This is a genomic window from Pseudacidovorax sp. (genome assembly GCF_017991995.1).
Lineage (GTDB): Bacteria > Pseudomonadota > Gammaproteobacteria > Burkholderiales > Burkholderiaceae_C > Xenophilus.
This window is the reverse complement of sequence record NZ_JAGOPN010000030.1, coordinates 15580-34104: the sequence shown is the minus strand read 5'-3', so window position 1 is coordinate 34104 and position 18525 is coordinate 15580. Positions and strand designations below refer to the sequence as shown.

Below are 18525 nucleotides of genomic sequence, written 5' to 3'. Positions count from 1 at the left end.
GTGCTCGCGCGCCCCGCCAAGGCACACGAGCGCCTGGCCCAGGCCGGCCTGGCCATCACGGCGGCCTGCACCATCCTGCAGACCGTGCTGGGCGGCCGTGCCTGGCAGGTGGCCGCCGCGCTGGGTCTGGCGGTGTTCATTGCGGCGGCCTGGCCGCGCGTCAGCAGACAGGCGCGGCTGTTCGCCGGCCTCGCCGTGCCCGGCGCGTTGCTGGTGTGGCTGCTGGCGCCCGCGCCGGCCCCTGTGCTGCAAGCCGCGGTGGCGCAGAGCACGCAGTTCGCCGCGCTGCTGGCCGCCCTGGCGACGCTGCGCCTGCCGATGCGCCGCTCGCCGCTGATGGGCCGCGCCGCCGCGTCCCTGCTCGCCGCCAGCCCCGGTGCGCGGCACGGCACCGTGCTGTTCGGCAGCCACTGGCTGAGTCTGATGTTCAGCTTCGGCGTGGTGCCCATGATGGGTGAACTGCTGGAGCGCGCAGGCCTGCATGTGCGCACGAGCCCCGTCGCCCGCGGCATGCTGGCGGCCGTGATCCGCGGCCTGGCCATGACCACCACCTGGTCGCCCATGGCGATCAGCTTCGCCATCGTGAGCGCGGTCTTTCCCAAGCTGGGCGTGCTGCCCTTCGTCGGCACCGGAATGCTGGTGGCCGCACTCGTGCTGGGCGCGGAGGCCTGGAGCGAGCGCCGCGCCGCGCCCGCCGGCGCCGACGCGGACGCCGCGCCGGTGGCGGCATCGCGCTCGGACCGGCGCGCCCTCTGGCTCATCCTGGGCATGAGCGTGCTGCTCTTCCTGGCCACGCTGCTGCTGCACGGCTCGACCGGCTGGAGCTTCATGGCCTGCGCCACCCTGACCATTCCGGCGCTCAGCCTCGCGTGGGCGCTGGCGCAATCCCCCGCCCCACGCACGGCCGGACGGAACGGCCGCGCCGGCGCGCGTGCAGCGCTGTCGCACTTCTTCGAGGTCCTCACCGAGACCCGCAGCGAGATCTTCATCTTCTCGGCCGCCATCTTCATCGGCCAGGGCGTGCTGGCCGTCGCGCATGCGGCGGGCCTGGGCGCGGGCGGCGGTGGCCTGCCCGGCTGGCTGCTGCCGCTGCTGTGCCTGGTGTCCATTCCGCTGGTGGCCTCGCTCTCCGTGGCGCCCACCATCGCCGTGCTGATCTGGGCCCAGGTCTTCGCGGGCACCGCCTCGGCCCTGGCAGCGCCGCTCACGCATGCGCTGGCGCTCACGCTGGGCTGGTCGCTGGCCATCACGGTTTCGCCGGTGAGCGCCACGCTGCTGCTGGCAGGCGCCATGACCGGCGTGCCGCCGCGGGAGATCGCGCTGGGATGGAACCGGGGCTTCGTGCTGCGCAGCGGACTGGTCGCCGGCGCCGTGCTCGCCGGCCTCTACGCGCTGGGCTGCTGAGGCCCCAGTGCGCGGGCCTGGCCTGCGATGTCCTCCTGCGCGATGCGCAGCGCGGCCTCCACACGCTGTCGCAGCGGTGCATCGAGTCGATGGGCCGGCACCGCCACCGACACCGCCGCCAGCGGCACGCCCATGGCATTGACGATCGGCAAGGCCAGCGAGGCGACCTCCGGAATGCGGCCCGGCGCGCGGAACGCGATGGCGCCATCGGCCACCTCGCGCAGGTGCGCAAGCAGCGCATCGGCCTCTGCCCCCGCGTGCACGCCGCAGCGCGCCAGCGTGGGCGCCCATTGCGCCATGCCGCGCAGCGCCAGCATCGCCAGGCCGCCGGCGGTGTCCGTGATCGAGGCCCGCTCACCCAGCGAGAACATGTAGGTCAGGCGCCGCCGGCAGACCTCGCGCCACATCACCAGCACCTCGTCGCCTTCCGCCTGCACCAGGAAGCAGCTTTCATCGACATCGAGCACCAGCCGGCTGAGCACCGGCTGGCTGATCTGCACGATGTCGGCTTCGGAGAGATAGCGTCCGGCAATGCCGAGGATGCGCGAGCCCAGCGAATAGGCACGGCTGAAGGCGTCGCGGCGCAGGTAGCCGGAGCGCACCAGCGTGTCGAGGATGAGCGTGGTGGTGCTCTTGGGAATGCCCAGCCGCGCGGCGATGTCGGAATGCTTGAGCAGCCGGGCCTCGGCCACCAGCTCGATGATGTCGAGGGCGCGGCGCGCGGCGCGCACCTGCTTGGAATCTTCGGAAGGGGCGTCGGGCTGGGGGGAGGAGGCAGTCACGATGGGCGAGCGGATGGGCCATCGCGAGTGCACCCCGGCCAACGGCGCAAGGACTTTAGCACCCGGCGTGCCAGCCGCCCGGCATTCACTCGGCCGCCTGCCGCAGCGTGGCGGCCACCGGCCGGCGCAGCACCTCGCGCAGGCTCCACCAGCCGGCACCCAGGGCCAGCAGCGCGCCCACGATCGCGCCGCCCAGCGGCACGAAGGGCGAGGCGGTCCAGCGGAAGTCGAACACCCAGCGCGCCAGCGCCCAGCCGATGGCCGAGGCCACGATGCTCGCCAGCAGGCCGGCGAGCAGTCCGGTGCCGGCCAGCTCCGCGCGCTGCACCTGGCGCAGCAGCGCGGCGCGGGCGCCCAGCGCGCGCATCACGGCGAACTCGCGCGCCCGCTCCTCGCGCGTGGCGCTCACCGCGGCGAACAGCACCACCAGGCCCGCCGCGAGCGTGAAGCCGAACAGGAACTCCACCGCGCGGATCACCTGGTCCAGCACGCGCTGCACCTGGGCGATGGTGCTGCTCATGTCGACGTTGGTCACGTTCGGAAACTGGCGCACCAGCGCGTTGTCGAAGCCCCGTTGCTCTGGGGCCCGAAAGGCCGCCAGGTAGGTCACGGGCACCTCCGCGGGCATCGCCGCCAGCGGGTACATCACGAAGAAGTTCGCATGCAGCGATCCCCAGTCCACCTTGCGCGTCGAGGTGATGCGGCCCTCGCTGGTCACGCCGCCGATGTCGAAGCGCAGCCGGTCGCCGAGCTTCAGGCCCAGCGTCTCCATCAGGCCCTCCTCCACGCTCACGGCATCGGCCTCACCCGAGGTCCACGCGCCCTGCACGATGCTGTTGTGGCCGGGCCGGTCGGCGGCGTTGCTGAGGTTGAACTCGCGGTCCACCAGGCGCTTGGCGCGGTCCTCGCTGTAGTCGTCGGGCGTGACCGGCTTGTCGTTGATGGCCACCAGCCGGCCCCGGAACATCGGGTACCAGTCGTACTGCGCCACGCCGCCCTGGCGCAGCGCGTCCTGGAAGGCCTGCGCCTGATCGGGCATGACGTTGATGACGAAGCGGTTGGGCGCATCGGGCGGCGTGGCCTTGCGCCAGCTGTCCACCAGGTCGGTGCGCAGCAGCACGAGCAGCATCAGCGCCAGCAGGCCCACGGCCAGGCTGCTGACCTGAAGCACCGCATACACCGGCCGCGCCGACACCTGCCGCGTGGCCAGCACCAGCCAGCGCGGGGCGCTGCCTTCGCGGACCACGCGACGCAGCATCAGCACGGCCAGCCAGGCCAGCACGGCGAACACCGCCACCGCTCCGGCGAAACCACCGACCGCGATCAGGCCGAGCTTGAGGTCGCTGCTGGCGGCCAGCAGCAGGGCCGCGAAGCCGGCCACGCCCAGCCCGAGCACCGCCGCCGACGCCGGCCGCAGTGCGCCCAGCTCGCGGCGGATCACGCGCAACGGCGGCACCTGGGCCAGTTGCAGCACCGGCGGCAGACCGAAGGCGAAGAGCAGCGTCAGCCCCATGCCCACGCCGAATAGCGCGGGCCAGGCCGTCGCCGCGGGCAGGTCGCCGTCGACCAGCCCGGCCAGCAGGCGCACGAACACATGGTGAACCGCATAGCCGATGGCCACGCCCGCCAGGCTGGCGCCCAGGCCGATGACGCCGAACTCGACCGCGTAGGCACCGGCGATGGTGCGCTGACGCTGGCCCAGCACACGCAGCATGGCGGCGCCGTCCAGGTGCCGGGCCGCGAAGCCGCGCGCCGCCAGCGCCACGGCGACGGCCGACAGCAACGCGGCCAGAAGGGCCACGAGGTTCAGGAATTTCTCGGCCCGGTCCAGCGTCTGGCGCATCTCGGGCCGGCCGCTGTCCAGCGACTCCAGCCGGGCACCGCGCAGCTCGCCGGCGTCCAGGCGCTGCTGCACCTGGTCCGAGAAGCGCTTGACCGCCGGTGCCTCGCCCGCCACGGCAAGCCGGTAGCGCACGCGGCTGGCCGGCTGCACGAGCGCGGTGCGGGCCACGTCGGCCTGGTTCATCATGACCCGCGGCGCGAAGTTGAGGAAGCCGGCACCGCGGTCGGGCTCGATCACCAGCACGCGGCGGATCGTGAGCGAGGCGTCGCCCAGCAGCAGGGTGTCGCCCACCTTCAGGTCCAGGGCTTCGAGCAGGCTGGCATCGACCCAGACATCGCCGGGCGCGGGCACCTCGCGGGTGGCGGCGTCCGGCGCGCCGGCGGCATCGGCCACGCGCAGGCTGCCCCGCAGCGGATAGCCGGCCGCCACGGCCTTGAGCGCCACCAGCCGGCTGGCGCCGCCGCGGTCGTCGGGCGCCCGGGCCATGGTCGGAAAGTCGTACGTCATGGCCGACTGCAGGCCCTGCCCGTGCGCCGCGTCCACCTGCGCCTGGGGCGGCGGGTTGTCCGTGACCAGCACTGCGTCACCGCCCAGCAACTGGCGGGCGTCGCGCGCCAGACCGCCCTTGAGCCGGTCGGCGAAGAAGCCCACCGCCGTCAACGCCGCCACGGCCAGCAGCACGGCCACGATCAGCAGGCGCAGTTCGCCCGCACGCAGGTCGCGGCGCAGCGTGCGCCAGCCGAGGAAGAGAGCGTCTTTCATAGGAGTGGCGCACGATAGCCGAGCGCTTCCGGCCGCGCGGGAATGCGGGGCAATCCCGAAGGGATTTCCCGCATGCGCATCCGGGCGGCCGGCGGCCATGATGGTCTGGCGGACGCGGCGTCTTCCGACGCTGCCATGCGGCGGGCGCTGCAACCATGGCGGCCCAACCGATACGACGTCCAAGGAAGCCCATGAACGCCCTCGCCCGATCCGCCCTTGCCATCGCCACCCTGGTCGCCGCCGGCGGCATGCTGGCCGGCTGCGACCCCAAACCCAAGGCCGAGACGCCCACCGCCGCATCAACCTCCGGCGCCAGTGGGACACCCCAGGGCATCAACCCCGCGCCCTCCCATGCGGGCGTAGACTCCGGCGCCCACAAGGGCCCGGCCGAAGGCAGTTCGGCCATCGGTGGGGTGGCGGCAGGCCAGGCGGCCGGCGGCCACACCGTCGATGGCCCCGCACCGGCACCGTCCAGCGGCGACGGTGCGGCGCCCAAGAACTGACGAGCACCCCGGCGGCGGCCCGAAGAATTCCCACGACAGACGCATCACAGCGCGACCCACGATGAAGCCCACGAAACCCGTGTCATTGCAGGAGGTTCGGTCATGGACATGAACCGCCGCCATTTCTTCCGCGTCAGCGGTGCCGGCCTGGTCGGCTCCAGCCTGGTGGCGCTGGGCTTCTCGCCCACCGCCGCGCTGGCCGAGACCCGCCAGTTCAAGCTGGCCCGCACCACCGAGACGCGCCAGACCTGCACCTACTGCTCCGTGGGCTGTGGCCTTCTGATGTACAGCCTGGGCGACAAGGCCAAGAACGTGAAGGCATCCATCCTTCACATCGAGGGCGACCCGGACCATCCCGTCAACCGCGGCACGCTGTGCCCCAAGGGCGCCGGCCTGCTCGACTTCGTGCACAGCCCCATGCGGCTGAAGTACCCCGAGGTGCGCGAGCCCGGCAGCACCGAATGGAAGCGCGTGAGCTGGGACGAAGCCTTCGGCCGCATCGCCAAGCTGCTCAAGGCCGACCGCGACGCCAACTTCCAGGCCACCAACACCGCGGGCCAGGTGGTCAACCGCTGGACCTCGTCGGGCATGCTGTGTGCCTCGGCCTCCTCCAACGAAACCGGCTATCTCACGCACAAGGCATTCCGCTCGCTCGGAATGCTCGTCTTCGACAACCAGGCCCGCGTTTGACACGGACCGACGGTGGCCAGTCTGGCCCCGACGTTCGGCCGCGGTGCGATGACCAACCATTGGCAGGACATCCAGAACGCTGATCTGGTCCTGATCATGGGCGGCAATGCCGCAGAAGCGCATCCGTGCGGCTTCAAGTGGGTCATCGAGGCCAAGAAGCACAACAAGGCACGCCTCGTCGTGGTGGACCCGCGCTTCACGCGCTCGGCCGCCGTGGCGGACTACTACGCCCCCATCCGCGCGGGCTCCGACATCGCCTTCCTGGGCGGCGTCATCCACTACCTGCTGAGCCAGGACAAGATCCAGACCGAGTACGTCCGCAACTACACCAACGCCCCCTTCATCGTGGGCCCGGACTACAAGTTCGAGGACGGTCTGTTCAGCGGCTACAACGCCGAAAAGCGCAGCTACGACAACAAGAGCTGGGGCTACGCGCTCGACGAGCAGGGCCATGCGAAGGTCGACATGACCATGCAGGACCCGAACTGCGTGCTGCAGGTCATGAAGCGCCACTATTCGCGCTACACGCCCGAGATGGTCAGCCGCATCACGGGCACGCCCCAGGACAAGTTCCTGAAGGTCTGCGAGTACATCGCAAGCACCAGCGTGCCCGGTCGCACCATGACCATCATGTATGCGCTGGGCTGGACGCAGCACAGCCAGGGCTCGCAGATGATCCGCACCGGCGCCATCGTGCAGCTGCTGCTCGGCAACATCGGCGCGCCCGGCGGCGGCATGAACGCGCTGCGCGGTCACAGCAACATCCAGGGCCTGACGGACCTGGGCCTGCTGTCGAACTCGCTGCCCGGCTATCTCTCGCTGGCCCGCGACACCGAGCAGACGCTGGACGACTACTACAGGCCCCGCGCCCTCAAGCCGCTGCGGCCCAACCAGATGAGCTACTGGCAGAACTACCCCAAGTTCTTCGTCAGCATGCAGAAGGCCTGGTTCGGCAAGGCGGCCACGGCCGAGAACGACTGGGCCTTCCACTACCTGCCCAAGATCGACAAGCTCTACGACGTGCTCCAGGCCTTCGAGCTGATGGACCAGGGCAAGCTCAACGGCTACATCTGCCAGGGCTTCAACCCCGTCGGCTCGTTCCCGGACAAGCACAAGATCGTGCGCAGCCTGTCCAAGCTCAAGTTCCTGGTCACCATCGATCCGCTGATGACCGAGACCAGCGAGTTCTGGCGCAACTTCGGCGAGCACAACGACGTCGACCCCAAGCAGATCCAGACCACGGTGTTCCGCCTGCCCTCCACCTGCTTCGCGGAGGAGAACGGCTCGGTCACCAACTCCAGCCGCTGGCTGCAGTGGCACTGGAAGGGCGCCGAGCCCCCGGGCGAGGCGCTGGCCGACACCGAGATCGTGGGCCAGCTGTTCACGCGCTTGCGCGCGGCCTACACCAAGGAAGGCGGTGCGTTCCCCGATCCGATCGTCAACCTGGCCTGGAACTACAAGATTCCGACCTCGCCCTCCCCCGAGGAGCTGGCGATGGAATACAACGGCAAGGCGCTGTCGGACCTGACCGACCCGAAGGACCCGACCAAGGTGCTGGCCAAGGCCGGCGAGCAGTTGGCCGGCTTCGGCCTGCTGCGCGACGACGGCTCCACGGCCAGTGGCTGCTGGATCTATGCCGGCGCCTGGACCCAGGCCGGCAACCAGATGGCGCGCCGCGGCAATGCCGACCCCTACGGCATCGGCATGGTGCAGGACTGGGCCTGGGCCTGGCCGGCCAACCGTCGCGTTCTCTACAACGCCGCCTCCACCGACCCCAAGACCGGCAAGCCCTGGGTGACCAAGCGCCCGCTGGTGTTCTGGGACGGTGCCAAGTGGACCGGCGCCGACGTGCCGGACATCCGCCCCGACGCCAACCCGGCCGACCCGGACGCGGTGCGCCCCTTCATCATGACCGCCGAGGGCGTGGCGCGCCTGTTCGCGCCCACCGGCATGGCCGAAGGGCCGCTGCCGGAGCACTACGAGCCCTTCGAGTCGCCGCTGCCGAACAACCCGCTGCACCCCAACAACAAGGTGGCGCGGGCCAACCCGGCGGCGCGCATCTTCAAGGGTGACCTGGAGCGCCTGGGCGTGCCCAAGGACTTCCCGTACGTGGCGACCAGCTACCGTTTGACGGAGCACTTCCACTACTGGACGAAGAACGTCATGACCTCGGCCATCATCCAACCGCAGCAGTTCGTGGAGATCAGCGATGTGCTGGCAAAGGAAAAGGGCATCGCCAATGGCGACTGGGTCAAGGTGTCGAGCAAGCGCGGCTACATCAAGGCCGTCGCGCTGGTCTCCAAGCGCATCTCGGTGCTGCAGGTGGACGGCAAGACGGTGCACACCGTCGGCCTGCCGAACCACTGGGGATTCGTGGGCGTGGCCAAGCCGGGTTACCTGGTGAACACGCTGACGCCGTTCGTGGGGGATGCGAACACGCAGACGCCCGAATACAAGTCCTTCACCGTGAACATCGAGAAAGCCTAGGGAAGGAGCGCACCCATGTCTTCACTCCAATCCCTGGACATCGCCAAGCGCTCGGCCACCACGGTGCAGCCGCCCGTGGTGCGCCACCAGCCGCAGGTGCAGCCGGTGGCCAAGCTGATCGACGTGTCGGCCTGCATCGGCTGCAAGGCCTGCCAGGTGGCCTGCATGCAGTGGAACGACCTGCGCGACGAGGTCGGCACCACCCACGGCACCTACGACAACCCGATGGACCTCTCGCCGGCCTCCTGGACGGTGATGCGCTTCTCGGAAGTCGAGCCCGAAGAGGGCAAGCTGGAGTGGCTGATCCGCAAGGACGGCTGCATGCACTGCGAGGACCCGGGCTGCCTCAAGGCGTGCCCGGCGCCCGGCGCCATCGTCAAGTACACCAACGGCATCGTCGACTTCATCAGCGAGCATTGCGTGGGCTGCGGCAACTGCGTCACGGGCTGCCCCTTCAATGTGCCGCGCATCAACAAGGCGGATAACCGGGCCTACAAGTGCTCGCTGTGCTCCGACCGCGTGGGCGTGGGCCTGGAGCCGGCCTGCGCCAAGGTCTGCCCCACCGGCGCCATCCAGTTTGGCACCAAGGAGGACATGCACGAGTACGCCGCCGAGCGCCTCGTCGACCTCAAGGAGCGCGGCTATGCCAACGCCGGCGTCTACGACCCGCAGGGCGTGGGCGGCACGCACGTCATGTACGTGCTGCAGCATGCCGACCGGCCCGAGCTCTACCATGGCCTGCCCAAGGACCCGACGATCAGCCCGCTGGTCTCGCTCTGGAAGGGCATCGCCAAGCCGCTGGGCCTGCTGGCCATGGCGGGCGCGGTGATCGGCGGCTTCTTCCACTACATGAAGGTGGGGCCGGTCGAGGCCAAGGACGACCAGGACGCCGATGGCGTGGCGGATGACCACGAGGTCGTCGTGATCGAGAAACCCGTCGCAGACCGCCGTGAAGGAGCCCAGCCATGAGCCGTGTCTACCTGCGCCGCTACAAGGACGGCACGCGGATGAACCACTGGTTCATCGTCGTCATGTTCTTCTGCGCCGCCCTCTCGGGACTGGCCTTCTTCCATCCGGCGCTGTTTCCGCTGACCAACCTGTTCGGCGGCGGGCAGTGGACGCGCATCCTGCATCCCTTCATGGGCCTCCTGATGGTGCTGGGCTTCGTCTTCATGTTCTTCGGCCTCTGGCGCGAGAACCTGATCGACCGCAACGACGTGGAATGGATGAAGCGCTCGGGCCAGATGCTGGCCGGCCACAAGGAGCACATGCCGCCGGTGGGCAAGTACAACGCCGGCCAGAAACTGGTGTTCTGGGTCATGGCGCTGTCGCTGCTGGTGCTGCTGGCGACGGGCTTCCTGTTCTGGAGCCCGTGGTTCGTGCACTACTTCCCGATCACGCTGCGGCGCATCGCCGTGGTGCTGCATGCGGCCTCGGCCGTGTTCCTGGTGCTGTCGGTGATCATGCATGTGTATGCCGCCATCTGGGTCAAGGGCACCATGCGGGCCATGACGCGCGGCACCGTCACCGAAGGCTGGGCGCGGCTCAATCATCCGGTGTGGCACCGCGAGATGACCGGGCGCGATTGAGCCGGCCACGCGTTCCTGCACGCCCCTGTGGCGTGCGAGCCCACCGCCCCACGGTGCCGAATGCGGACCGTGGGGTTCGTGTTTGTGGCGAGGGCCGGGATACCCCTGGCCTGTGCCCTGTCACCCCTTTGCCCTAGCATCTGCGCCCGATGACCGAACCCAGCAACCCCGCCGCCTTCTTCGCCAGCACGCGGGTGCTCGAACCCGAGCAGATCGCGATGCAGGCCGGCCAGCGGGTGCCCTTCCTGCGGCTGCCGCAGCGCGCCTCCGTGTTCGCCGACCGCAGCCTGCGCCTTCGCCAATTGGCGGCCGGCCATCCGATGCGCGACTACCTGCTCTTCGTGGCTGACATCGCGCAGGCCCAGCACGAGGCGCTGCAGCACCATCCCGACGTGAAACTGCCCGACCTGGCCGCCATCGAGGCGGCCTCGCAGGCGATGCGCCCGCCCCTGCCGGCCGATCTGTGGCCGCGCGACCCGGCCTGGCGCGCCGTGCTGCGCCAGGTGCTGACACCGCTGCGAGGCCGCCTGCCCGAAGGCCCCGCACGCGAGACGGTGCAGCGCGTGCTCGATGCCGACAGCGACTGGCTGGAACGCCAGGCCGGCCTGATCACGCAGGGCATCATGTTCGGCCTGGACCTCGGCACTGCGCCGCTGGTGGCCGCCGGCCTGCAGGTCTACTTCACGCACATGACCCTCGCCACGGCCGAGCAGCATGGGCTGCTGCGTGCCTTCGGCGTGACCGAGCCGCTCACGCGCTGCCCCTGCTGCGGCAGCGCGCCCACCGCCGGCGTGATCCGCATCGGCGCCGACGATGCCGGCGTGCGCTACCTGCACTGCGCGCTGTGCAGCACCCAGTGGCACTACGTGCGCATCAAATGCGCCCACTGCGAAAGCACCAAGGGCATCCACTACCAGTCGCTGGAGCCCGAGGGCGAGGCCGCGCCCGAGCGGCCGGTGGGCCTCAAGCCCGGCGCGGTGCGCGCCGAGTGCTGCGACGAATGCGGCCACTACCTCAAGCTCGTGGCCATGGACCGCGACCCCGAGGTCGAGCCCGTGGCCGACGACCTGGCCAGCCTGCCGCTGGACCTGCTGGTGACCGAAGCCGGACACGAGCGCATCGGCCACAACCTGATGCTGCTCTTCGGCGACCCCGAGCCCGAGGCGACCTCGGCGAATCCACCCCCTGACGACGGCGGAGGCGGCTGATGGCCATGCCCGACGAGTCCGTGGTCCACGGCTCCAAGGCAAGTCCCCAGGATCTGCCCGCCGTCGACCGGCTGCTGCGTGCCCCGGACACGCAATCCCTGATCGCCGCCCACGGCCACACGCTGGTGGCCGGCGCGGCGCGCGCCCTGCTCGATGCCCTGCGCCCGCGCGCCATCGCCGGCCAATTGCCCATCACCGACGTGCAGCCTGCCGCGCTGCAGGCCACACTGCTGCAGCGCGTGCAGGCCCGCCTGGCGCCGCGCATGCAGCGGGTGCTCAACCTCACCGGCACCGTCATCCACACCAACCTCGGCCGCGCGCTGCTGGCCGACGAGGCCCTGGCTCATCTGCTGCGGCTGATGGCCGGCCCCAACAACCTGGAGTACGACCTCGTCACCGGCGGCCGCGGCGACCGCGACACGGTGGTGGAAGAACTGCTGACGACGCTCACCGGCGCCGAGGCCGCCACAGTGGTCAACAACAACGCCGCCGCCGTGCTGCTCACGCTGGGCGCGCTGGCACGCGACCGCGAAGTGATCGTCTCGCGCGGCGAGCTGGTGGAGATCGGCGGCGCCTTCCGCATGCCCGACGTGATGGCCTCGGCCGGCGCGCACATGGTGGAGGTGGGCACCACCAACCGCACCCATCCGCGCGACTACGAGCAGGCCATCACCGAACGCACCGCGCTGCTCTTGAAGGTGCACACCAGCAACTACGCCGTGCAGGGCTTCACCGCGTCGGTGGACGAATCGGTGCTGGCCGGTATCGCCCATGCGCGCGGCCTGCCCATGGCCACCGACCTGGGCAGCGGCTCGCTGGTGGACCTGGCCGCCTACGGCCTGCCGCGCGAGCCGCTGCCGCAGGAGAAGCTGGCCGCGGGCTGCGACGTGGTCACCTTCTCCGGCGACAAGCTGCTGGGCGGCCCGCAGGCCGGCCTGATCGTGGGCAGCAAGGAGGCCGTGGGCCGCATCCGCAAGTTTCCGATGAAGCGGGCCCTGCGCATGAGCAAGCTGCCGCTGGCCGCGCTGGAGGCCACGCTGATGCTCTACCTGCGCCCCGAGCGCCTGGCGCAGGACCTGCCCACGCTGCGGCTGCTGACGCGCCCGCTGGAAGCCATCCAGGCCACCGCCCGCGCCGTGCACGGCCCGCTGGCCGAGGCCGTGGCGCCGCGCTTCACGGTGGAAGCCGTCGCGCTGCAGGGCCAGATCGGCAGCGGCTCGCTGCCGGTGGAGCGCCTGCCCTCGGCCGGACTGGCGCTCGCCCCGGCCGGCATCGCCAAGAAAGGCACCGGCCGTGCCCTCGACCAGCTGGCCCAGGCGCTGCGGCAGTTGCCCCTGCCGGTGATCGGCCGCATCGCCGACGACCGCCTGCTGCTGGACCTGCGCTGCCTGGAAGACGCCGCCGATCTGCTCGGCCAGTTGCCGCGCCTGCGCGAGCGCCTCGCATGATCATCGGCACCGCCGGCCACATCGACCACGGCAAGACCACGCTGGTGCGCGCCTTGACCGGCGTGGACACCGACCGCCTGCCGGAGGAGAAGCGCCGCGGCATCTCCATCGAGCTGGGCTATGCCTACCTGCAGGCCGGCGACATCTCCCTGGGCTTCGTCGACGTGCCCGGCCACGAGCGCCTGCTGCACACCATGCTGGCCGGCGCCACCGGCATCGACCATGCGCTGCTGGTGGTGGCCGCCGACGACGGCGTGATGCCCCAGACCCGCGAGCACCTGGCCGTGGTCGCACTGCTGGGCCTGGACCGCAGCAGCGTGGCCCTGACCAAGATCGACCGCATCGATCCTGCCGGGCGCGAGGCCCGCATCGCCCAGCTGCGCGCCGAGATCGCCGAACTGCTCGCGGGTACACCGCTGGCTGGGTCACCGCTGTTCCCGGTCTCGGCCCAGACCGGCGAGGGCCTGGAGCCGCTGCGCCAGCACCTGCTGCAGGCCGCAGGTGACGTGCGCGCCCACGACGACGCCCTCGCCTTCCGCCTGGCAGCCGACCGCGCCTTCACGCTGGCGGGTGTCGGCACCGTGGCCACCGGCACCGTCCACGCCGGCACCGCCCGCATCGGCGACGAACTGCGCCTGGTGCCCGGCGAACGCAGCGCCCGGCTGCGCGGCATCCACGCGCAGAACCTGCCCGCTGACAAAGCGCGCGCCGGTCAGCGCTGCGCGCTCGCTCTGGCCGGCTTGGCCAAGGAGGACGTGCGCCGCGGCGACTGGCTGTGCGACCCGGCCATCGCCCTCGCCACGACGCGCATCGACGTGCAGCTCACGCTGTGGCCCGGCGAAGCGCAGGCGCTGCGCTCGGGCGTGCCGGTGCATGTGCACCTGGGCGTCAGCGACGTGATGGCATCCATCGCCCTGCTCGACCGCGACAGCCTGCTGCCCGGCGACACCGCCCTGGCCCAGCTCGTACTGCGCGAGCCCGTCGCCGCCTGGCACGGCGACCGCGGCGTGCTGCGCGATGCCAGCGCCACACGGACCGTGGCCGGCGTGCGCGTGCTCGACCCCTTCGCCCCCGTGCGCTACCGCCGCACGCCCCAACGCCTGGCCGAACTGGCAGCCTGGGCGCTGCCGGACCGTGCCGCCTTGCTCGATGGCCTGCTGCAGGCCGCCCCGCTGGGCCTCGATGCCGCCCGCCTGGCCCGCGCCCTGGCCCTGCCTGGCCCCGACGCACTGGCGCCCTTGCCCGCCGATGCGCTGCGCATCGACAGCATGCTGATCACGCGCCGCCATCTCGAAGCGCTGCAGGCCCAGGCCATCGAACGCCTGCGCGCCTTCCACGAGGCCCAGCCCGCCGAGATCGGCCCCGATGCGCGCCGCCTGCGCCGACTGGCCGGCCCGCGCACCGACGATGGGCTGTGGCGCGCGCTGGTCGAATCGCTGGTGGCCGAAGGCCGACTGATGCGCAGCGCCCACTGGCTGCACCTGCCCGACCATGCGGCCCGCCTCAATGCGGCCGAAGAGAAGCTCGCGCAGCAACTGCTGCCGAAGCTGGCGAATGGCGGTTTCGATCCGCCCTGGGTGCGCGATCTGGCCAAGGATCTGGCCGCCAGCGAGGCCATGGTGCGCCAGACGCTGGCCAGCCTGGCCCGGCGTGGCGCGGCCTTCCAGGTGGTCAAAGACCTGTACTATCCGCTGCCCACCGTCGAGCGGCTGGCGGCCCTGGCCCGCGACTGCATCAACGGCCCGGCCGGCCTGCAGGCTGCCAGCTTCCGCGACGCCACCGGCCTCGGCCGCAAGCGCGCGATCCAGATCCTGGAGTTCTTCGACCGCGTGGGCTACACGCGGCGGGTGAAGGACACGCACCTGCTGCGGCCGGATACGGCGATGTTCGGGGGGCGGGGCGCATGAGAGTCCGTGCAATGCCGGCCACGAAGGTGGCAGGGTTGGCGCCGCAGGCGACCGGGCAGCGGCGGGGCCGCGCAAGACAACATTCCATGGGCGCCGCGCAGCGGCCGCCCATTCGGAGGGGAAACGTCCCTGGTGGGGCGGCCGGGCTTCAAACCCGGTGGGTGGCGCCACGCGTCGCTGGGAGGGTTCGACTCCCTCTCCCCTCCGCCCTTTCGGGGGCATCCGCCTGCTGCGCGGGTCGATCTTGCACCTGCGATGCTCGCCGTACCCATGTACGGCTGCGCTTCTCGGCGCAACCTCGACCCGCTCGCGACGGCGGCTATCCCCCGAAAGGCGTATCGGAGTCAGGTTTGCTGCAAGTTCAAGCGTCGAGGACGGCGCGCTCTTGCTCCCTCTCCCTCTGGGAGAGGGTTGGGGTGAGGGCCCGGGCGGTGGCTCACGTGCAGCGCATCCACCGCCGCTGGCCCCTCACCCAGCCTCTCCCCAGCGGGGAGAGGAGCCAGACCGCCGACGCACCCCAGGGCCGCCCCCGGCGGGCAATCCCGAAGGGGAGCCCGTCCCACGCCCACCGCAGAGCCTGGTGCGGGGTGCCCGCGGGTGGCGCCCTCAGGATGCGCCGAGGCGCGCAGCCGGATGAGCGAGGCCCGCGGTCCCCGCGGGCCGTTCCTTCTGACTCGCGGCATTTGTCCGAGCGGAGCTGCCTGCGGCAGCGCAGCGAGTTATGCCGCGCGCTCATCCGGCGAGCACCGCAGGTTCCGCGAGCGTTCAGCGAGCGGCGCAGCCTGTGGGTGACGCCCGCGGGCGCCCCGCACGAGGCGGACCTCCCTGAACGCGCAGGCCAGACGACCCCTCGACCGCAGACAGCGCAGACAGCGCAGACAGTCCACACAGGCCAGACAGCAGGCCAGCCCTACGAACGCAGGGCAATCGTGGCGCCAAACACCACGGCAGCGCAGCGCCGCGCAAAGAACTCAGCCTTCGACCGCCAATCCCGCGGAACCCGCCTCGCAACGACCGATCACAGCCGCCGACTCGAAGCCCTCCTCGCGGAACACGCCCAGCACCGCATCGACCGCCTCCGGCGCGCAACTCACCAGCAGCCCACCCGCCGTCTGCGGATCGGTCACCAGGGCCTGTGCAACCTCAGGCAGCCCAGCGGACAAGGACACCGAGGCCCCATAGCCCGCCCAGTTGCGCCCCGACGCCCCCGTCACGAAGCCATCGGCCGCCATCGCCGCCACGCCCTCCAGCAGCGGCACGCGCGGCCACTCGATCACCACCCGCAGCCCCGCGCCCCGCGCCAGCTCCAGCCCATGGCCGGCCAGACCGAAGCCCGTCACGTCGGTGATCGCATGCACGCCGTCCAACGCCGCCAGCTTCGGCCCCGGCGTGTTGAGCTTCGTCGTGTTGGCGATCAGCTGCCGGTAGCCCGACTCCGGCAGCTTCTCCTTCTTGAGCGCCGCCGACAGCACGCCCACGCCCAGCGGCTTGCCCAGCACCAGCACATCGCCCGGCCGCGCATCGGCATTGCGCCGCACGCGGTCCGGGTGCACCAGCCCCAGCGCCACCAGGCCGTAGATCGGCTCCACCGAATCGATGGTGTGGCCGCCCGCGATCGGAATGCCCGCCGCACGGCACACGTCCTGCCCGCCGCGCACGATGTCGCCGATCACTTCGACGGGCAACTGGTTCACCGGCATCGCCACCAGCGCCAGCGCCAGGATCGGCTTGCCGCCCATCGCGTACACGTCGCTGATCGCATTGGTTGCGGCGATGCGGCCGAACTCGTAGGGGTCGTCCACGATCGGCATGAAAAAATCGGTGGTCGCCACCAGCGCCTGCTCGTCGTTCAGGCGATAGACCGCTGCATCGTCGGCCGTCTCGATGCCCACCATCAGTTCCGGCGGAATCAGGCCAGCGCCACTGCTGCGCAGGATCTCGCTGAGCACGCCCGGTGCGATCTTGCAGCCGCAGCCGCCGCCGTGCGAGAAGCTGGTCAGGCGCATCGGCGCCAGCGGGTTCATCGGTCGCTGCTGCTGCATCGCAGTGTTCTCCTGAAGGCGGATTGGGTAAGCGTCGGATTATCGAAGCGCCCCCATTCCTGCCCTTGCCATCCTGTCTTTTCAACGAGGCCAATACCATGACCTTCTCTCGCCGCGCCACCCTGGCCGCCCTGCTCGCCACCGCCGCCGTCGCCACGCTCCCGGCCCATGCCCAGACCGGCACCCTGCGCGTGTCCGCCATTCCCGACGAAGCGCCCACGGAGCTGCAGCGCAAGTTCGCCCCGCTGGGCGAATACCTCAAGCAGCAGACCGGCATGAACGTGCAGTTCACGCCCGTGACCGACTACGCCGCCGTGGTCGAGGGCCTGGCCACCAACAAGATCGACCTGGCCTGGCTGGGCGGCTTCACCTACGTGCAGGCCAAGATCCGCACCAACGGCGGTGCCAGGCCCATCGTGCAGCGCGCCGAGGACGAGGCCTTCACCAGCAAGTTCATCGTGCCGGCCGACAGCACCGCCAAGACCCTGGCCGACCTCAAGGGCAAGACCTTCGCCTTCGGCGCGCCCTCCTCCACCTCGGGCAGCCTGATGCCGCGCTTCTTCCTGCTGAAGGACGGCATCAACCCCGAGAAGGACTTCAAGACCGTCGCCTACTCCGGCGCGCACGACGCCACCGTGGCCTTCGTGGCCGCGGGCCGGGCCGAGGCCGGCGTGCTCAACGCCTCGGTGTGGGACAAGCTGGTCGAGGCCAAGAACCCCAACGCCGCCAAGGTGCGCGTGCTGGCCACCACGCCGCCCTACTTCGACTACAACTGGACGGTGCGCCCCGGCCTGGACCCGGCGCTGACCAAGAAGCTGACCGACGCCTTCCTGCAGCTCGACCCGGCCAAGCCCGAGCACAAGGAGATCATGCAGCTGCAGCGCGCCAGCAAGTTCGTGCCCACGCAGTCGTCCAACTACGACGGCATCGAGGCCGCCGGCAAGTCGGCCGGCCTGATCAAGTAAGTCCCCCCTGAAAGGCGCAGCGTGAGCTTTGCACTGGAAGGCGTGGGCCTGGTCCATCCCAACGGACAGCGGGCGCTCGAAGGCGTGACGCTGGCCGCGCGGCCGGGCGAGCGCATCGCCTTCATCGGCCCCTCGGGCGCAGGCAAGACCACGCTGCTGCGCATCCTGGGTGCGGCGCTGCGGCCGAGCGAAGGCCACGTCACGCTGCTGGACCAGGCACCCTGGCAAGCCGACGCGCGGCGCCTGCGCGCCCTGCGCGCGCGCATCGGCACCGTGCACCAGCAGCCGCCCATCGCGCCGCGTCTGCGGGCCGTGACGGCGGTGCTCTCGGGCCGGCTGGGTCAGTGGTCCACGCTGCACGCGCTGGGCTCGCTGCTGCGGCCCGGCGACCTGCAGGGCGCGCATGCCGCACTGGCACAGGTGGGCATCGAGGACCGACTCTTCGAGCGCTGCGACCGGCTCTCCGGCGGGCAGTTCCAGCGCGTGGCGGTGGCGCGCGTGCTCTACCAGCGGCCCGACCTGCTGCTGGCCGACGAGCCCGTCTCCGCCCTCGACCCCACGCTGGCCGACACCACGCTGCGCGCGCTGGCCGCCCAGAGCGAGGCCACCGGCGCGACGCTGTGCGCCTCGCTGCATGCGGTGGACCTGGCGCTGCGCTGGTTCCCGCGCGTGGTGGGCCTGCAGGCCGGGCGCGTGCTGTTCGATCTGCCGGCGGCCGAGGTCACGCCGGAGCGGCTGGGCGCGCTGTATGCCGCGGAAGGCGGCCTGCCTGCCGCCGACGAGGCCACGGCAACGGCGGTGATGCCGCCGGCCGCGGCCTTCATTCCTTCGGGCTGCCGATGATCGGGCGGCCCGCCTTTCCTGCCTTCGGGTGGCCGATGGCCCCGCGTTCCAC

The 18525-nt window shown here is 71.1% G+C and carries 13 protein-coding genes and 1 tRNA gene; 11 read left to right on the top strand and 3 right to left on the bottom strand.

Going from position 1 to position 18525, the window contains the following annotated elements; translation table 11 throughout:
• Positions 1 to 1404: a hypothetical protein gene (locus KBC94_RS27725; protein WP_294378414.1), complete on the top strand. Its 1404-nt coding sequence runs from the start codon at positions 1 to 3 to the stop codon at positions 1402 to 1404.
• On the opposite strand, the gene KBC94_RS27720 is transcribed toward KBC94_RS27725, so the two are convergent.
• Positions 1386 to 2186, bottom strand: coding sequence for an IclR family transcriptional regulator (locus KBC94_RS27720; RefSeq protein WP_294378413.1), 801 nt, complete (start codon positions 2184 to 2186; stop codon positions 1386 to 1388). The two genes, KBC94_RS27725 and KBC94_RS27720, sit on opposite strands and share 19 nt — an antisense overlap.
• Before the next feature lie 85 nt (positions 2187 to 2271).
• Positions 2272 to 4791: an FtsX-like permease family protein gene (locus KBC94_RS27715; RefSeq protein WP_294378411.1), complete on the bottom strand. Its 2520-nt coding sequence runs from the start codon at positions 4789 to 4791 to the stop codon at positions 2272 to 2274.
• A gap of 191 nt (positions 4792 to 4982) precedes the next feature.
• On the opposite strand from KBC94_RS27715, the gene KBC94_RS27710 reads away from it, so the two are divergent.
• The 8 genes from KBC94_RS27710 (at position 4983) to KBC94_RS27675 (ending at position 14830) form a co-directional block, all read left to right on the top strand.
• Positions 4983 to 5294 (top strand): hypothetical protein, encoded by a 312-nt coding sequence (locus tag KBC94_RS27710; RefSeq protein WP_294378408.1) that lies wholly within the window; start codon positions 4983 to 4985, stop codon positions 5292 to 5294.
• Positions 5295 to 5396: 102 nt separating this feature from the next.
• The gene (gene fdnG / locus KBC94_RS27705; RefSeq protein WP_294378405.1) at positions 5397 to 8471 is read left to right on the top strand and encodes a formate dehydrogenase-N subunit alpha; all 3075 of its coding nucleotides are present in this window, start codon (positions 5397 to 5399) and stop codon (positions 8469 to 8471) included.
• Between the two features lie 15 nt (positions 8472 to 8486).
• On the top strand, positions 8487 to 9440 hold the full coding sequence (gene fdxH, locus KBC94_RS27700) for a formate dehydrogenase subunit beta (RefSeq protein ID WP_294378403.1): 954 nt from the start codon (positions 8487 to 8489) through the stop codon (positions 9438 to 9440).
• Entirely contained in the window at positions 9437 to 10060 is a 624-nt protein-coding gene (locus KBC94_RS27695; RefSeq protein WP_294378400.1) for a formate dehydrogenase subunit gamma, read from the top strand. The genes fdxH and KBC94_RS27695 overlap by 4 nt, the downstream gene beginning before the upstream one ends.
• Before the next feature lie 149 nt (positions 10061 to 10209).
• Entirely contained in the window at positions 10210 to 11268 is a 1059-nt protein-coding gene (gene fdhE, locus KBC94_RS27690; RefSeq protein WP_294378397.1) for a formate dehydrogenase accessory protein FdhE, read from the top strand.
• Positions 11268 to 12716: an L-seryl-tRNA(Sec) selenium transferase gene (gene selA / locus KBC94_RS27685; protein WP_294378396.1), complete on the top strand. Its 1449-nt coding sequence runs from the start codon at positions 11268 to 11270 to the stop codon at positions 12714 to 12716. The genes fdhE and selA overlap by 1 nt, the downstream gene beginning before the upstream one ends.
• Positions 12713 to 14623: a selenocysteine-specific translation elongation factor gene (gene selB, locus KBC94_RS27680; protein ID WP_294378392.1), complete on the top strand. Its 1911-nt coding sequence runs from the start codon at positions 12713 to 12715 to the stop codon at positions 14621 to 14623. The genes selA and selB overlap by 4 nt, the downstream gene beginning before the upstream one ends.
• 114 nt (positions 14624 to 14737) lie before the next feature.
• A tRNA-Sec gene (locus KBC94_RS27675) sits at positions 14738 to 14830 on the top strand.
• 764 nt (positions 14831 to 15594) lie between these two features.
• On the opposite strand, the gene selD is transcribed toward KBC94_RS27675, so the two are convergent.
• Positions 15595 to 16647, bottom strand: a complete 1053-nt coding sequence (selD, locus tag KBC94_RS27670; RefSeq protein ID WP_294378479.1) for a selenide, water dikinase SelD — start codon at positions 16645 to 16647, stop codon at positions 15595 to 15597.
• Positions 16648 to 16763: 116 nt separating this feature from the next.
• On the opposite strand from selD, the gene KBC94_RS27665 reads away from it, so the two are divergent.
• Both KBC94_RS27665 and KBC94_RS27660 read left to right on the top strand, forming a co-directional pair.
• Positions 16764 to 17630 carry a putative selenate ABC transporter substrate-binding protein gene (locus KBC94_RS27665; protein ID WP_294378389.1) on the top strand — a complete coding sequence of 289 codons (867 nt, stop codon included), beginning with the start codon at positions 16764 to 16766 and terminating at the stop codon, positions 17628 to 17630.
• Positions 17631 to 17651: 21 nt separating this feature from the next.
• On the top strand, positions 17652 to 18473 hold the full coding sequence (locus KBC94_RS27660; RefSeq protein WP_294378387.1) for an ATP-binding cassette domain-containing protein: 822 nt from the start codon (positions 17652 to 17654) through the stop codon (positions 18471 to 18473).
• Positions 18474 to 18525 lie beyond the last annotated feature (52 nt).

Excerpts from the sequence above, each read along its gene's own strand:
- KBC94_RS27715 (WP_294378411.1), bottom strand. The coding sequence starts at position 4,791 with ATGAAAGACGCTCTCTTCCTCGGCTGGCGCACGCTGCGCCGCGACCTG.
- KBC94_RS27710 (WP_294378408.1), top strand. The coding sequence starts at position 4,983 with ATGAACGCCCTCGCCCGATCCGCCCTTGCCATCGCCACCCTGGTCGCC.
- fdxH (WP_294378403.1), top strand. The coding sequence starts at position 8,487 with ATGTCTTCACTCCAATCCCTGGACATCGCCAAGCGCTCGGCCACCACG.
- KBC94_RS27695 (WP_294378400.1), top strand. The coding sequence starts at position 9,437 with ATGAGCCGTGTCTACCTGCGCCGCTACAAGGACGGCACGCGGATGAAC.
- fdhE (WP_294378397.1), top strand. The coding sequence starts at position 10,210 with ATGACCGAACCCAGCAACCCCGCCGCCTTCTTCGCCAGCACGCGGGTG.
- selA (WP_294378396.1), top strand. The coding sequence starts at position 11,268 with ATGGCCATGCCCGACGAGTCCGTGGTCCACGGCTCCAAGGCAAGTCCC.
- selB (WP_294378392.1), top strand. The coding sequence starts at position 12,713 with ATGATCATCGGCACCGCCGGCCACATCGACCACGGCAAGACCACGCTG.
- selD (WP_294378479.1), bottom strand. The coding sequence starts at position 16,647 with ATGAACCCGCTGGCGCCGATGCGCCTGACCAGCTTCTCGCACGGCGGC.
- KBC94_RS27665 (WP_294378389.1), top strand. The coding sequence starts at position 16,764 with ATGACCTTCTCTCGCCGCGCCACCCTGGCCGCCCTGCTCGCCACCGCC.